Below are 14,117 nucleotides of genomic sequence, written 5' to 3'. Positions count from 1 at the left end.
GCTACTTTAGATTTTCACATAGGCTGCTGAGTATCCGTATGGTATGTTATGGTGTGTTACGGGTCTTTGCCTTTTAGAATCTTCTCCAAGGATGCGATCAAACGCTTGTTCTGCTCGGGTGTGCCGATGGTGATGCGCAATGCATTCTTATCTCCGACTGGTCTCACGATGATCCCACGATGCTCAAGCGCCTTGTAGATGGGTCCGGTCTCGCATGGAAAGCGCACGAAGACAAAGTTCCCGTAAGGTGGGATATACTCGAGCCCCAGCCGTTCAAACTCCTTGGCCAGATACATCTTGCCTTTTTCGTTGAGCGCCCGGCTTTCGTCCACGTGTTTCTCATCATCCAACGCCGCCAGAGCCGCTATCTGAGCCGGACGGTTGACCGAGAAGGGCAAGCGAACCTTTGAGGTTGCATGGATGATCTCAGGATTTGCGAAGCCGTAGCCGACTCGGAGCCCGGCAAGCCCGTATATCTTCGAGAAGGTGCGCAGCACCAGAACGTTGCGGCCCGCGTGGACGTAGTGGAGAGACCGGGGGTAGTCCATGCTGCCGATGTACTCATAATAAGCTTCATCAAGGACCACGAGCACATGATCAGGCACGCGCTCGATGAAGGCATCCATCTGGCTGCGCGAGATAACCGAGCCAAGCGGGTTGTTAGGGTTATCTATGAAGATGATCTTCGTTTTATCCGTAATAGCTGCAAGTATCGCCTCCAGGTCGTGCTTGTAATCCTTTACGGGTATCTTAACCGGCACCGCCCCTGCGATGTGAGTGGCGATAGGGTACATGATGAAGCTTACCTCACTCATGATGGTTTCGTCATTCGGTTCAAGGCAGGCAAGTGCCGCCTGGAGGATGATCTCCACCGAACCGTTGCCCACGGTGATATAATCCGGCGGGGTCTCGTGGATTTCGGAGAGGCGGTTAATGAGTGCATAACAGGAGTTATCAGGGTATAAATGAACTTCAGTCAATGCATGTGAAAGGGCAGCGAGCGCGTTTGGGGAGGGGCCAAGAGGGTTCTCATTCGAAGCGAGTTTTATGATCTCCCCTGTGATCCCGTACTCCCGTACCAGTTGCTCGATCGGCTTGCCCGGCTTATAGGGCTGGATGCGTTCGAGCGAGGGGCGAGTCTTGAGCACTGAGACCTCCGGGTAGTTATTCTTTTCCCTGACTATACAGGTTAAACTGTTGGTGTCAAGTTCATGGGGCTTGACAAATGCTGTTTTGGGAGTAGTTTTATACGTTAACCCTTTGTGGTCCATCCTAAGACTACAGAGTATGACACAAATCACAAAGGAGGTGCCCAATGCGTCAACTCAGTCTTATTCTTATACTCACGAGCTTAATGTTAGCAGCAGCCCCGTCCGGTGAGCTGACTCGAGAACCATCATTAAGCAAGTCGTTGTCAGGCGAGGTTACCGATGAGCCGGCGGCGTGGTGGCTGGTCTGGTGGACAGGGGTAGGTAACGTCTCCGACTTCCTGGTCTCCAACGCCATGCAGGGTGGTGTCTTCGCCCGCCATCCCGATGATGAACACGAATACCAAGGTTTGCCAGCTTATACAGGTTGGTATCCTGTTACCAGGGGTAGAAATGCCGAGTATCCCGCAAACTCCGAACAGTTTTACCTCTATGCAATGGGGTTCTGGTTTGGAGCTATTTACCCTTATGTAGATACACTAACCGGAGACACCACCTGGATCGCCAACGTTTCGAAGGCGGCCTATGAATCGGATATTGGAGCGATGGCTGTGCCTGAGATGAGAGACGCCGGTGGGTATAATGATATCTCCAACCGCGGCCTTTACTTCAGCGATATGCTCATTCCAGAGGGAGATGAATTCGAAGGCGTAGGCGATAACCTATTCGTTCAGCCTGGGGAAACCCCTGAGCCCTATCAAGTGCTCTGGCCCTTTGCCGACACGATGCTAAACAAGAACCGACCGCCTGACGAGCAGCTTGATCCTTCAAAAGGAGATATAGTTTCCGACGAAGATACCTATGCTGTAGGCGGCGATTGGATACCAGTTGACTCAGCAACTACTATCTGGATCCTTACGACCGGATCCTATGACGGCTTAGGGTTAGGTATACGAGCAGAACAAAGAACCTACTCCTGGAATAGGGGGGTGCTGGCTAACGCTATCGTTCTTAACTACAAGATACGCAACATGAATGACTTTTCCCTCAAGGCACCTTACTTCAGCTACTTTGCCGACCCTGACATCGGAGAAGGGGGGAGTGTCCCGGGTGATGAAGGCTTCTGGGATGATATGATCGGGTTTGATCGAGACCGGAACCTTGGTTACGCCTACGATGCCAACGGCTCGGAGCCTGGTTGGAGCACACCTGTAGGTTACATAGGTGCCGTTCTACTAGAAACTCCAGGAGATGAGGGTCTTACTGGATTCGAGACCTGGCCAAACGGACATGATATCGACAAGCTGGGACAAGATAGCCTTAAGTATGCTTACATGACTTCTACCGATTTTGTTACACGGGAGAACCCCGATGACGTCCGTATGCTTCTCAACTCTGGTCCTTACCCTGACCTGGCACCCGGCAATGAGTACGACTTCACCCTGACGGTGGTGGTAGGTCAAACGTTGGCGGAGCTGCAGGCGAACGTTGATTCGGTCCGTGCGGCTTTTGACCGAGGTTTCTCAGAGAAAGTGGATGTTGAAGAGGAATCTGTATCTGCTTCTCTTGGATTGACCCTGAGCGATCCTATTGTATTTAGCGATTTACTGAAGCTCCGCTACTCTCTACCTAACGCATCGGGTATTGATCTGGCTCTCTTCGACGCTTCAGGTCGCAGAGTTGAAACCTTGAAGCAAGGATATGCTTCCGCCGGAGAAGGTAAGATTATCTGGGATGCATCAACTGTCCCCTCAGGCGTCTACTTTGTGAGGCTTTCGGCATCGGGCCAATCCTGCACCGAGCGTGTTCTGATCATCAGATAACCGGAAACTCATAATCCTGGGGCGAAGTGACGCTTGAAGCGTTTTGGCTTCGTCCCTTTTCTACTCCGGGGGCTTGACAAATGCTGTTTTGGGAGTAGTTTTATACGTTAACCCTTTGTGGCTGTCCGCCATCTTGGAGGCGGACGCTACCAAAAAGGAGGCACATGATGCGTAAGTTAAGTCTTATCCTCGTACTAACAAGCGTAGCCCTTTTGGCCGCGCCACCTGCGGGTATGACGGTTCCCCAGCCGTCATCGGGATACCGACTACTGGGCGAGATCACCGACGAACCGGCATGGTTCTGGCTGGCGTGGTGGACCGGTGTAGGTAACTTGCAGGACTTTCTCGTAGCTAACACCATGCAGGGCGGTATGTTCGGACGTTCGTGGCAAGACTATCATCCATATGAAGGATTACCCTTACAGTCCCCACAGCAAAACGGGCATACGGCTGAGTATCCTGCTGGGTCGGAGCAGTACTACGTCTACGCCGCAGGATTCTGGTTCGGGGCGATTTACCCTTATGTAGATACACTAACCGGAGACACCACCTGGATCGCCAACGTTTCGAAGGCAGCTTACAATTCGGATATGGGAGCGATGGCCGTGCCCGAGATGGAGGAAGCCAATATCGATAGCGTAGGGCTTTACTTCAGCGACATGAGAATCCCTGAAGGCTGGGGTCTTGAGGGCGAAGGGAATCGCCTCTTTGCCCGCCCAGGAGAAACCCCAAAGCCGTATCAAGCCCTTTGGCCTTTTGCCGACACAGTGCTTAACAAGAATCGCCCACCAGAAGACCAGCTTGATCCTGCAGCAGGGGATATGGTTTCCCACCAGGATACCTACGCTGTAGGTGGAGACTGGATTCCGGCAGACTCGGCGACGATGATTTGGATAAACCGCGATTACGGCCCATACGACATGTGGGGACTTGGGATACGTGCGGAACAGAGAACCTACTCGTGGTCAAGGGGCGCTCTTGCCAATGTGATCGTTCTTAACTACAAGATACGCAACATGAATGAGCACCTGCTCAAGGCACCCTACTTCAGTTATTTCATGGATCCGGACATAGGAACAGGGGGGGAAGAGCCCGGTGACGACGGTTTCTGGGACGATAAGATCGGGTATGCCGGCTCCCATAATGTCGGATACGCCTACGATAATAACGGTTCGGAGAGCGGGTGGAGCAGTCCTCCAGGATACATAGGAATCTTTCTTATTGAAACTCCAGGTGATGTGGGAGTTACCGGCCTTGAAACATGGGAAAATGATACCACTCTCGTAGTCGACTCCGACGGTACCGACACCCTTAAGTATGAACGCATGATTTCCACCGAATTCAATACCTTAGATGATCCGAGCGACGTGAGGATGCTTCTCAACTCCGGTCCTTACCCGGATATGGCGCCTGGCGACGAGTATGACTTTACCTTTGCCGTAGCGATAGGAGCAACCCTGAACGAGCTGCTGGAAAAGGCTGATTCGGCACGTGCGGCGTTTGCAGAGGGCTTCCCCTGGGTCGGGATAGAAGAGCAAAAAACCACAAGTCCTACCGATCCTCTTAAACTGAACCTTACCACCGCAAACATCTCGGATGGCTTGATTGGTCTTCGCTACTCCCTGCCCCATGCCTCAGACATCAATATTGCTGTCTTCGACGCCATGGGACGCAGGATCGAAACCTTAAAGCAAGGACATACCCCTGCAGGATCAGGCGAGATCACCTGGAACGCATCGGCTGCCCCTGCGGGCGTCTACTTTGTTCGGCTTTCTGCTTGTGGCTTCTCCTGCACCGAACGGGTTCTGATCGTCAGGTAGTGGAGATCCATCACAATATTGGAGCGAAGCGAAAGGCTTCGCTCCTTTTTTTCCTGCGATCTTTTCGCCTTAAGCGAAAAGGAGCATATTATTTTGCTTGACAACGTACCTTGAAGTGCTTATCCTTGGATGTTGAATAAACTCGTAGGGAACGTTGTAATCTGAATAGTATGGAGCTTCCCGAAAACACCTCGGAGGTTTGCTGATGGAGCTTGCGTATAAGATAGTTCCTTTTGTTTGGGTGGGGCTGGCGGTCTTGTTCCTTGTGGGTGAGATCTTCACCGAGGGCTTTGCCCTGATGTGGTTCGGTATAGGAGCGGCCGTTGGTGCGGTGCTTGCTTTCCTCAAGCTTCCGTTCTGGCTGCAGATCCTTGCCGCCCTTGTGGTCGCAAGCGTCCTTTTCGCCCTCTCACGGGTGTTCTTCAAGGGGGTAACGCGGCGCGCTTCCCAGCAGGGTGTGGCCGCGGACCGCATGATAGGTAAGACCGGCGTAGTGGTAGAGCGTATTGATCCCTTGACAGCCAGGGGGCTTGTTCGTGTAGCCAAGGAGGAGTGGCGCGCGGATAGTGAAAACGATGCGTCCATCGAGGCGGGCACCGTGGTTGAGGTAGTCCGCCTTGAAGGCGTTCATCTGGTAGTAAAACCAAAGGAGGATTAAAATGGGTGTATGGGCTGTAGTCTTGCTTATAATCGTAGGGGTCTTCCTGTTTATCGTAATCCTGGCCTCTTTGCGCATCATCCGTCCCTGGCAGAAGGCGCTTGTCGAACGTCTGGGCCGTTATCAACGGACGGCCGATTCCGGTCTGACGATGCTTGTTCCGTTCATCGAAAGGCTTACCCGGGTGGATATGCGCGAGCAGGTGGTGGACGTCCCGCCCCAGGAGGTAATCACCGCGGACAACGTGGTTGTTACCGTGGATGCGGTTATCTACTACGAGGTAACCGATCCTGTAAAGGTTGTCTATAACGTTAAAGACTTCCGTTTGGCGGCAGTCAAGCTTGCTCAGACCAACCTGAGAAATGTGATTGGTGATTTTACGCTCGACAAGTCTCTTACATCCCGCGAGTCCATCAACACCAAGCTGCGTCAGGTTCTTGACGACGCTACCGACAAGTGGGGAATCAAGGTAACCCGTGTTGAGCTACAGCGCATCGAGCCGCCGCGCGATGTTACCGACGCCATGCACAAGCAGATGCGTGCGGAGCGTGAGCGCCGCGCCATGGTTCTGGAGGCGCAGGGTATCAAGGAAGCGACAATCAACAAGGCCGAGGGTGATAGGCAAGCCCGTATCCTGAAGGCCGAGGGTGAGAAGCAGAGCGCCATCCTTCGCGCCGAGGGTGAGGCAGAGGCCATCGAACGGGTTGCTAAGGCGGAACGGTTCAAGAAGATCGCCATCGCCGAGGGTGAGGCACAGGCGGTCAAGAACGTCTTTTCGGCCATTCATGAAGGCGATCCCACCAACGACCTCATAGCTATCAAGTATATTGAAGCCCTGCAGATCATAGCGCAGGGTAAGGCGAATAAGGTATTCCTTCCCTACGAGGTCTCGAGCGTGATGGCCTCTATTGCAGGTATAGCCGAGCTGTTCAAGGACAAAAAGATAGCGCCCGAGGCCGAAAAGAAGAAGTAAGACAGTAAAACCTCCATCCGATAGGCGGTCCTCAAATGCTGTGGGGTTGCTTTCTTTTTGGTTGGACAGGGGTTGACGTGTGCTGAATTTCGATAATAATTGATGGTAGAGTGTCGTTTCGGCGGCGAGTAGAACCGGACCGGCATTTAGCGTTAGTTGAAAGGATACAACAAGATGTTTAGCTTAAGGAGAGATGATGCTTGAACGTAGTGGAAAGAAGGAGATGGTAAGAGTGGCGGTGTTTTACGACGGCGGCTATCTCAACGAGGTAAGTAACTACTACAAATTTTATCACCAAAGGCAATCGCGAATATCGATACACGGGATTCATGAGTTCATCCGCCAAAGGGTCGCCGAGAAGGAGGGTGTTGATGCAGCCCGTGTGCATATTGTAGAGGCCCACTACTTCCGCGGGCGCTTCAGCGCCGAGGCCGCGGATCAGGCGGGCAAGCTTAAGGCGGAGAGGATGTTTGACGACGTTCTTATCCGTGCAGGGGTTGTTCAGCACTACCTTCCGGTAGATGAACGCTCCTTCAGGCCTCAGGAGAAGGGCATAGACGTCTGGCTCTCGCTTGAGGCGTTCGATCTTGCTGTACACAAGAAGCTTGATGTGGTGGCTCTATTGGGCTGTGACGGTGACTACGTGCCTCTGGTGCGCAAACTCAACGGTATCGGAACAAGGGCACTCCTTTTAGCCTGGGACTTTCAGTACACCATGCCGGACGGCAACGAACGCGAGACCCGGACCTCCCGTGCCCTGATTAACGAGGCCACCTATCCCCTTATGATGCACGAGGAGATTGACGAGGCCATCGCTAAGGGTGATGCATCCATAGACATACTTTTTATAGACTAGTATTACCCCAGACTTTTGCGTTGCAAAAGTCTGGGGGGACCCCGATGGTCAATCAGAGAGAAGCCAGGGTGCTAACATATATCTTCTAAGAGCTTTTCTCCACCCGCCTTCATCTCTTCCGCAGAGAAGCATTTAACATCGGAGTTCTTGAGTGCAGATAGGCTGATAGAGTTAGCTCCCCGGCACAATTTTACGATTCGATGCCTCGAGAGGCCAGCCTTGCAGGTAAGCGGATGCTTTAACTTCGATCTTGATTCCGAAAGTCATTCATTCGCATATCGCTGAACGCCCACTTCCAGAAATCAAGCATTGTGGAGCGAGGCAGTTTCTCATCCCCTATGCGCAGGGACGAGGAATGAGAGACGGGTTTTAGTGCAGGAGGTTCCTGGTAGTTATTTTCGTTTATTTGGTGTGTTACGGGTCTATGGTCCGCTCGCCGGGGAGTTCGGCCTCGATGACCTTGGGGGGATGTCCAAAAATCCTAGCATACATTTCAGAATATGCGTCCTTGCCACCGGCAAGCAGGAGGGCCAGAGGCATAACCATATTACCCAGATGGACCATCTGGTTAGAGATCCCCTGAATCTCGGCCTGTGCATGAGAATCCGACCGCAGCCTTGAGAAGTGGTAGAGTTCTCGAGCGTTTAATGTGATAAGCATCCTTCTGCGGTGAGCATTGGTAAGGATATATGGGGCGGCGTTTAGATCATCTTGCGCTATCTCATGATAAAGTGTAAGGCTTCGTTCCATGATGTGCTTGAACTCATCGGCACGGCCGATCTCCTCGATAGGTTCAGGAACGGTGAATCCGAGCTCCGGGTCGTAAGACTGGGCAGAGATGGAGGCCATCCGGTGCCGCTTGAGCTGGGCAAAGCAGGATGCCGAGCAGATCACCTCGTAGGTCAGAACCACGTGTTCGAACTCACGCAGCATCGAATCATACAATTCGGCTCTCTCAAAAGCAATCTTTATTAAATCCAACCGCTGTTGGTCTGTCATCTTCTCGACAGCCTGCCTGCATGACTCGAAGGAGGCCGAGCTGACTCGGTGCAGAAGAGCGGCAAGTAGTCTGAGGTCGGCGTCTTCCGTTGATTCGATAAGTGTCACATCGGCTTGAGGAGGATTCTCGGACTCAAGTTTTTTTTCGAACCCGGCCAAAGCGGGATATGTCTCCTGATCGAACCGATTGGGTTCGCAGAATAGAAGAAGCGATGGCGCTATGCGCCTGGCCTCATCGTACAACTTGCCTCCAAGCTCCCTTAGCTCAGCCAGACGATGGGATGCAAAGCGACGAACCATAAGCTCGAGCTCGCGGGCATTGACGGTCATCCCAAGCTGGCTCTGGGTAGCCAGAGCGGCCACGTAGCGGGCGTCCTCCTTGGCGCGATTGGCTGAATCACGTTTGTTCTCGGCTAAAACAGGATCGTGCTCTGCGTGATATGCCTTTAAGTCCTCAAACAGGGAATGGTAAAGTTCATTCTGAGCGGCAATGGTCTCGCGGAACCCCTTCTCCTTGCCCAGTTCCACAATCTCTTCGGGTAATACGAAGTCGTCGCTCAACGTGATGTAGCGCTGTGACTTCTCCGTATACGACGCTAGTCGAAAGCCCTGCAAGGCCTCCACCGCCAGTCTCGAGATACCGATCACGTCGAAGTTGAAGCAGGCGTGCTCGGCCACCGAGTGGTGACCCATCTCGAAGATGATGGTTCTATTTGAGCGGCGCGTGCGTTCGACTTCTTCCCTGGCCTGCTTCCTTAACTCGTCCACCCTTTTGGGTGATCGGCTGATCCGAGCGTATGCCGCGGAAATGGTCTCTGGTGTCAGCGGTACGTCCTTCTTGCCCTCTTTGAGGTTCCTGATCGTATCGGTATCCAGGTTGAACCCGGCAAGGATTACTTCCATGAGAGGATGATACCCAACCTTGACCGATGGTCAAGGTTATTGCGGCAACGACGCGGTCGTTGCATTCCACATAAAGACACCTGGTGTCATTGCGAGCAAGGCGAAGCCTTGCGTGGCACGCGAAGCGACGACGGCAAAGGAGTAATCTCATATTGAGATCGCCGCGGTCGCCTGCGTCTCCTTGGCGATGACGAAGGTGTGAATCAAAGGCATACATTCTAGGCTTCTTCCTCTTCTTTCAACATGGAAAGCGCCTGTTGGACTCGCTCAAGCTCTGCCTTGAGCTGATCGCGAAGTGCAGACAGCCGCTCGCGGCGCACGCGACGAAGGGAGCGTTCGGACGAGATACGACACACCGCCATCATCATCTCCTCAAGTCTCGCAAACTCCTGGGGGTTTAAGGAATAGTATATGAAGTAGCTGCGGCGCCGGTCTGATACGAGGTTCAGCTCTTTGAGCACCTTCAGATGCTGGGAGACCGCACTCTGGCTTATGTCTATCTGCTGGGCCAACGCGCCTACCTCCAGTGGTCCGGCCTTGAGTATCTCAAGTATCTGCATCCTGCTGCCTGTGCCCAGCGCACGTAATATACGGGCGCGCTCTTCCAAGACTATCCTGCGCATCTTTCTCACTATTTAAGCGGTTACTTAAACGATTATAGCAACTCGCGGACCGCTGTCAAGTAGTTGAAAAGGTTGAGGGTGCACTAAGGGCCGCTTGCGCTCATAAAGGTCAACTTTGAAGATTGTAAGTGGGCGAGATCAAGTCTTGGCCATGGCTTGTTTGATCAATAAGTCAATCTCCGAGACAACCCGGCGCTTGACCTCGTAGGCCTCCTTTGCCAACAAGCGCTCATCCTCGTTCTTCCACTCCTCACCCAAACGGCGCAGAAACTCAAGCTTATTCATGGGATCGATAGCCTCGCCGTCCGGGCCGGTTGTGGTGTCGGCATAGATAAGTATCTTGGCTTCCAGAGTAAGCTTACCCGTTTGCGGAAGGGCATGGACCTGCACTATTTCAGCCACTTCTTTAAGCCCTCGTTCAGCAAGGATCTCTGCGCTCACCGCAGCGTGATCCAGGCCGTGTGGGCGGCTGTGTCCCAAATCATGCAGCAAAGCGGCGAGGATAACCTTTTCCGTATCTATCTTATAATTGGCTGCCTGGAGGATATTACATACCACCTCAGCCCGGTGGGCCACGCCCTCCGCGTGATTGATCATCTTTTCATCAAGCCCGGCCTCCCATAGTATCCTGCGGGCGTCATCACGTGTAATTACGCTCATGTACCCTCCAGGATTTATTTATAGTTTCCTCGAATTCTTTAATTTGTCAACCCCTATTCTACTTCCGATGATATGATCAAACATCTAGGGTTTTATCTTAATTGGGGTCAAGAAACCGTTATCGCCCTCCTGATAAGCTCCTCTATCTCTGAGACGATCCTGCGTTTTACCCCCAGCGCCCTCAGTGCAAGCCGTCTCTCGTTTTTGTCTTTCCAGTTATAAGCCAGGTGGTGCAGGAACTTAAGTTTTTTCTCCGGATCAATCGACTCCCCCTCAGGGCCTGTGGTGAGGTTAGCGTATATAAGGATTTTGGCTTCCAGAGATATCTCAGTCGTTTGTGTAAAGACATGGACGCGTGTGATTCTTGCCAGTTCAGTAAGGCCAAGCTCCTCAAGAACCTCTGCACTCGCTGCTCCGTGATCCAGACCGTGAGGACGGCTGAGTCCGATATCATGAATAAGCGAGGCAAGGACGACCTTTTCCGTATATACGGTGTGGCCGGTAGCTTCAAGAAGCTGGCACACCGACTCGGCGCGTCTGGCAACGCCTTCGGAGTGTCTTATAAGACTATCACTCAGTCCAGCTTGTCGTATCAGCTTTCTTGCTTCATCGCGGGTTATCGCATCCATGTGTTTTGCTCACTTCCTTATCCCTAGATGCGGCAGCACCGCCCTGGCAAAGGCGTGGGGATCCTCGACCACCGGGTTGTGAACCTCTCCCTCGACGGGAGCCACCTCAAGATTGGTAAAACAGCGTCCGTAGAGCCTCTCAAAGACCGCCACCTGCACGAATGTCTTCTGGGGGAGAGGGAATATAGTTGGGACCTTGATCTTGGGACGGGCATAGGCGTTGGTCTCTCGTGCATAAAGGTACATGGCACGCAGGAATGCAGCCATCGAAGAGGTGGGGACCTCGGCCAGCCGCCTCTCGGTGTAACCCGTGCCTTCCTCATCCTCCAGGGGAAACATACTCATAATAAGCGAGCGGCCTGGAGGTATCTTGAAGAGTGCCCTGAGTAGAACATCCCCAATTACCGGATAGATTAGCAGGTAGAAGTAGGCGGGCATGAAGCCGTGCGGTTCGTTAATGATAAGTGCTTTGAGCCGCTCACGGTGCTGGTAGGCGTACTCAAGGGCAACGTTCGCGCCTATGCAGTTGCCCATGAGATATATCTTACGGAACCCGAAGTGCTCACGAAACCTATCCACCCAGCGCACCATATCGTCCAGACTATATCGGCCTCTCCTCAATCTTGCCGAGCCGAAACCGGGCCAGGCAAGCTGGTAGATTCGAAAGTGCGGGTTGAAAAAGGGCAGGATACCATCGAACGTCCGCTCGTGCCCTGCCCAGCCGTGCAGGCAGAATAGCGGCTTACCCTTACCTGTCTTCTGATAGCTCAGATACTCCTCTCCAACCCTGACTACGGGGAATCGATCATCCATTAGGGTGAAGGATAGGGGAATCAGGCCTTGTGTCAAGGATTTCACCCTCCCCCTACCCCCTACCCTATGAGTGCACCAGGCACTCAAGGGGCACACTGTCCCGTCAAGTGAGGGGAGGGTACTGGGGCAAACCGCTTGAAGCATATCTACCTCCCCCTCAATGGGGGAGGGTAGGGTGGGGGTGGAGGACACCCTCAAACGCGCCCTGAAGCGTAGGTGTCCGGACAGGCTGAGAACCTGTCCTCCATCACCGCTAATTCACATTGACAAGCTTATATTTTTAGATATAGTTTCGTGTGAAAGTAACGTATGGCCGACTTTTAAGTCGGCCCGTTCTTTAATAATCGGGCTGACCTGAAGGTCAGCCCCTACGAGGATTCGCAATGACACCCCGTTTTAATTGACATCATTAAGTTAATGCGTATATTCCCCTACAACCTGGAGGCATTAGTGAAGAGAGTTTTTGTTTTACCCCTCATAATAGTTGCACCGGCTGCGGCTGAGGTGATAGTCGACACCGCGTTTTTCGACATCGAACTGGGTTACACGATCGAGTTGCCCGATGATTTCGATACCAGCAGGACCTACCCCTTGATAGTTGCTCTGCACGGGTTCGGCGACCGCATGTCGAGCTACGTGGGCACCGCCCGGTCGTTCTATCCCGCAGATGCCATCGGCCTCTACCCTGAGACGCCTTTCCCATTTGAGCGAGACGACGGCGAGCTTGGCTGGGCATGGTATATGTGGGGAACGCCTGAATTCCACAAGGCTACCGTCGAGCAGAGCACGCGCTGGGTGCTTCAGTGCATCCAGCAGGTCAAAGAGGACTATCCGGTTGATCCTCGCAAGGTCTTCCTCTACGGCTTCTCCCAGGGAGGTATGATGACCTACGAGGTCGGAATCCGCTACCCCGAACTGTTCCGCGGCCTTATTCCTGTCGGTGGATGGTTTGAGGTCGAGATAGATTCCATTCATCCTCTGGACAGTGCGGCATCGAGTCTTGCTGTCCGCGCTCTTCACGGGGCGTATGACAATGTCGTGGATTTTGCCGACGGCAAAGCGGCTGTCGATACCCTTGCCGAACACGGGGTGCCCGCCGAGATCCTGCGTTATCCTTGTAAGCATCAGATAACCATGGAGATGGTTGAAGACGCGCGTGATTTCGTCTACTGCCAGCTCAACGAGGAGAAGCCCCTTCCACTTCCCGCACTCCTTTGGCCGGATGAAGAGCTTGAACCTGCTGCACATGCCGGGCTCTTGAGGCAGATTCTGTGTGTTGATGAACCCCTAGCCGATATCGAGGCCGGGCTGCTTGAGCTGTACCGAGAGGAAGAATCCACAGAACTAAGGGAACAAATCATCTACCTTCTGGGAGCGCGCCGTTGCATCGGTTCAGAAGCCCTGTTGGATCAGATACTTGCAGACGAAAGCGAACCTCAGCCCCTGCGTCAGGCCGCCTACTCAGCGTTAATCAAAGTTGGTACCGAAACCGCATGGCAAGCTATCAAAGGGGTCAAAAAGCTGGTGGTGATCAAGGAGGTCGTGCCCGGAACCCAGGCCGATTCCCTTGGACTTGAGCCGGGGGACGTTATCATAAGCTATAACCGCAAGAAGATCAGGGTTTATACAGACCTCCGGGAAGCGATAGATTCGGTCAAGCCCGATAGGAAAGAGATCACGATGATTATCCTGAGGGACGGTACTCGTATGATTATCAAACTTGCACCCGGCACGATCGGTATACGGTTATCAGAAGCGATACGTTAACTTAAAAAAACTAGATATCGGATAGTTAGAGGAGGGATATTTATACCTCACGTACCCCTTGACTTAGTGTGCTTTCTTCCCTATCATTTATATAGGTGAACGCGATCTGGAAGATCGCAGTGCTAAGTGTTGAAGGTATGAACTTAAGGAGGAGTTTGTGAAGCGCATAGCTTTGGTAATTTTTATATCAGCATCGCTGGTATTTCTTGAAGGTGCACCTGTTGTTTCAGGAGGTGAAGGACTGGCACGTGTCGTTGATGCCCGCAACCAGGGGTTGTATGCCTGGACTGTAGGGGCCTCGTTTGCCGGGGATGATCATGGTGCCGAACATATGTTTGACGCCGACATCAGGACGTGGGAGAACTCCGTTTTTCGCCTGTTCGGCTCCTGGGTTCCATTTGAGCCCTTGGAAGTAAGCGCTGCCTTGGGGCTGGGATACTCCTAC

The 14,117-nt window shown here is 52.9% G+C and carries 12 protein-coding genes; 6 read left to right on the top strand and 6 right to left on the bottom strand.

Annotated elements, in window-relative coordinates; genetic code table 11:
- Positions 1–56: 56 nt before the first annotated feature.
- Positions 57–1,271: a histidinol-phosphate transaminase gene (locus tag CEE36_02000; GenBank protein TKJ43912.1), complete on the bottom strand. Its 1,215-nt coding sequence runs from the start codon at positions 1,269–1,271 to the stop codon at positions 57–59.
- A 44-nt stretch (positions 1,272–1,315) separates the two neighbouring features.
- On the opposite strand from CEE36_02000, the gene CEE36_01995 reads away from it, so the two are divergent.
- The 5 genes from CEE36_01995 to CEE36_01975 all read left to right on the top strand — a co-directional run bounded on the left by CEE36_01995 (position 1,316) and on the right by CEE36_01975 (position 7,278).
- Positions 1,316–2,971, top strand: coding sequence for a hypothetical protein (locus CEE36_01995; protein ID TKJ43911.1), 1,656 nt, complete (start codon positions 1,316–1,318; stop codon positions 2,969–2,971).
- Positions 2,972–3,138: 167 nt separating this feature from the next.
- Positions 3,139–4,791 carry a hypothetical protein gene (locus CEE36_01990; protein TKJ43910.1) on the top strand — a complete coding sequence of 551 codons (1,653 nt, stop codon included), beginning with the start codon at positions 3,139–3,141 and terminating at the stop codon, positions 4,789–4,791.
- A 205-nt stretch (positions 4,792–4,996) separates the two neighbouring features.
- Positions 4,997–5,449, top strand: coding sequence for a hypothetical protein (locus CEE36_01985; GenBank protein TKJ43909.1), 453 nt, complete (start codon positions 4,997–4,999; stop codon positions 5,447–5,449).
- Between the two features lies 1 nt (position 5,450).
- A complete protein-coding gene (locus tag CEE36_01980; protein ID TKJ43908.1) occupies positions 5,451–6,422 on the top strand; it encodes a hypothetical protein in 972 nt (323 codons plus the stop codon).
- A 193-nt stretch (positions 6,423–6,615) separates the two neighbouring features.
- Positions 6,616–7,278 carry a hypothetical protein gene (locus tag CEE36_01975; protein TKJ43907.1) on the top strand — a complete coding sequence of 221 codons (663 nt, stop codon included), beginning with the start codon at positions 6,616–6,618 and terminating at the stop codon, positions 7,276–7,278.
- A 414-nt stretch (positions 7,279–7,692) separates the two neighbouring features.
- Here CEE36_01975 and CEE36_01970 read toward each other — a convergent pair whose 3' ends face one another.
- The 5 genes from CEE36_01970 to CEE36_01950 form a co-directional block, all read right to left on the bottom strand.
- Complete coding sequence (locus CEE36_01970; protein ID TKJ43906.1) at positions 7,693–9,180, bottom strand: thymidylate synthase (FAD); 1,488 nt, start codon at positions 9,178–9,180, stop codon at positions 7,693–7,695.
- Positions 9,181–9,398: 218 nt separating this feature from the next.
- The gene (locus CEE36_01965; protein TKJ43905.1) at positions 9,399–9,803 is read right to left on the bottom strand and encodes a hypothetical protein; all 405 of its coding nucleotides are present in this window, start codon (positions 9,801–9,803) and stop codon (positions 9,399–9,401) included.
- A 138-nt stretch (positions 9,804–9,941) separates the two neighbouring features.
- The gene (locus CEE36_01960) at positions 9,942–10,463 is read right to left on the bottom strand and encodes a hypothetical protein (protein ID TKJ43904.1); all 522 of its coding nucleotides are present in this window, start codon (positions 10,461–10,463) and stop codon (positions 9,942–9,944) included.
- 107 nt (positions 10,464–10,570) lie between these two features.
- Positions 10,571–11,092, bottom strand: a complete 522-nt coding sequence (locus CEE36_01955; protein TKJ43903.1) for a hypothetical protein — start codon at positions 11,090–11,092, stop codon at positions 10,571–10,573.
- Between the two features lie 9 nt (positions 11,093–11,101).
- Positions 11,102–12,049: a hypothetical protein gene (locus CEE36_01950; protein ID TKJ43902.1), complete on the bottom strand. Its 948-nt coding sequence runs from the start codon at positions 12,047–12,049 to the stop codon at positions 11,102–11,104.
- A gap of 273 nt (positions 12,050–12,322) precedes the next feature.
- Between CEE36_01950 and CEE36_01945 the strand changes: the two genes are divergently transcribed.
- Complete coding sequence (locus CEE36_01945) at positions 12,323–13,672, top strand: hypothetical protein (protein TKJ43901.1); 1,350 nt, start codon at positions 12,323–12,325, stop codon at positions 13,670–13,672.
- Positions 13,673–14,117 lie beyond the last annotated feature (445 nt).

The sequence above is a fragment of the candidate division TA06 bacterium B3_TA06 genome (assembly GCA_005223075.1).
Classification (GTDB): domain Bacteria; phylum Hydrothermota; class Tepidihabitantia; order B3-TA06; family B3-TA06; genus B3-TA06.
This window is presented reverse-complemented; position numbering and strand designations above follow the sequence as displayed.

Coding starts and splice junctions, on each gene's coding strand:
- CEE36_01995 (TKJ43911.1), top strand. CDS start 1,316: ATGCGTCAACTCAGTCTTATTCTTATACTCACGAGCTTAATGTTAGCA.
- CEE36_01980 (TKJ43908.1), top strand. CDS start 5,451: ATGGGTGTATGGGCTGTAGTCTTGCTTATAATCGTAGGGGTCTTCCTG.
- CEE36_01945 (TKJ43901.1), top strand. CDS start 12,323: ATGCGTATATTCCCCTACAACCTGGAGGCATTAGTGAAGAGAGTTTTT.
- CEE36_01970 (TKJ43906.1), bottom strand. CDS start 9,180: ATGGAAGTAATCCTTGCCGGGTTCAACCTGGATACCGATACGATCAGG.
- CEE36_02000 (TKJ43912.1), bottom strand. CDS start 1,271: ATGGACCACAAAGGGTTAACGTATAAAACTACTCCCAAAACAGCATTT.
- CEE36_01965 (TKJ43905.1), bottom strand. CDS start 9,803: ATGCGCAGGATAGTCTTGGAAGAGCGCGCCCGTATATTACGTGCGCTG.
- CEE36_01985 (TKJ43909.1), top strand. CDS start 4,997: ATGGAGCTTGCGTATAAGATAGTTCCTTTTGTTTGGGTGGGGCTGGCG.
- CEE36_01955 (TKJ43903.1), bottom strand. CDS start 11,092: ATGGATGCGATAACCCGCGATGAAGCAAGAAAGCTGATACGACAAGCT.
- CEE36_01975 (TKJ43907.1), top strand. CDS start 6,616: ATGATGCTTGAACGTAGTGGAAAGAAGGAGATGGTAAGAGTGGCGGTG.
- CEE36_01950 (TKJ43902.1), bottom strand. CDS start 12,049: ATGCTTCAAGCGGTTTGCCCCAGTACCCTCCCCTCACTTGACGGGACA.
- CEE36_01960 (TKJ43904.1), bottom strand. CDS start 10,463: ATGAGCGTAATTACACGTGATGACGCCCGCAGGATACTATGGGAGGCC.
- CEE36_01990 (TKJ43910.1), top strand. CDS start 3,139: ATGCGTAAGTTAAGTCTTATCCTCGTACTAACAAGCGTAGCCCTTTTG.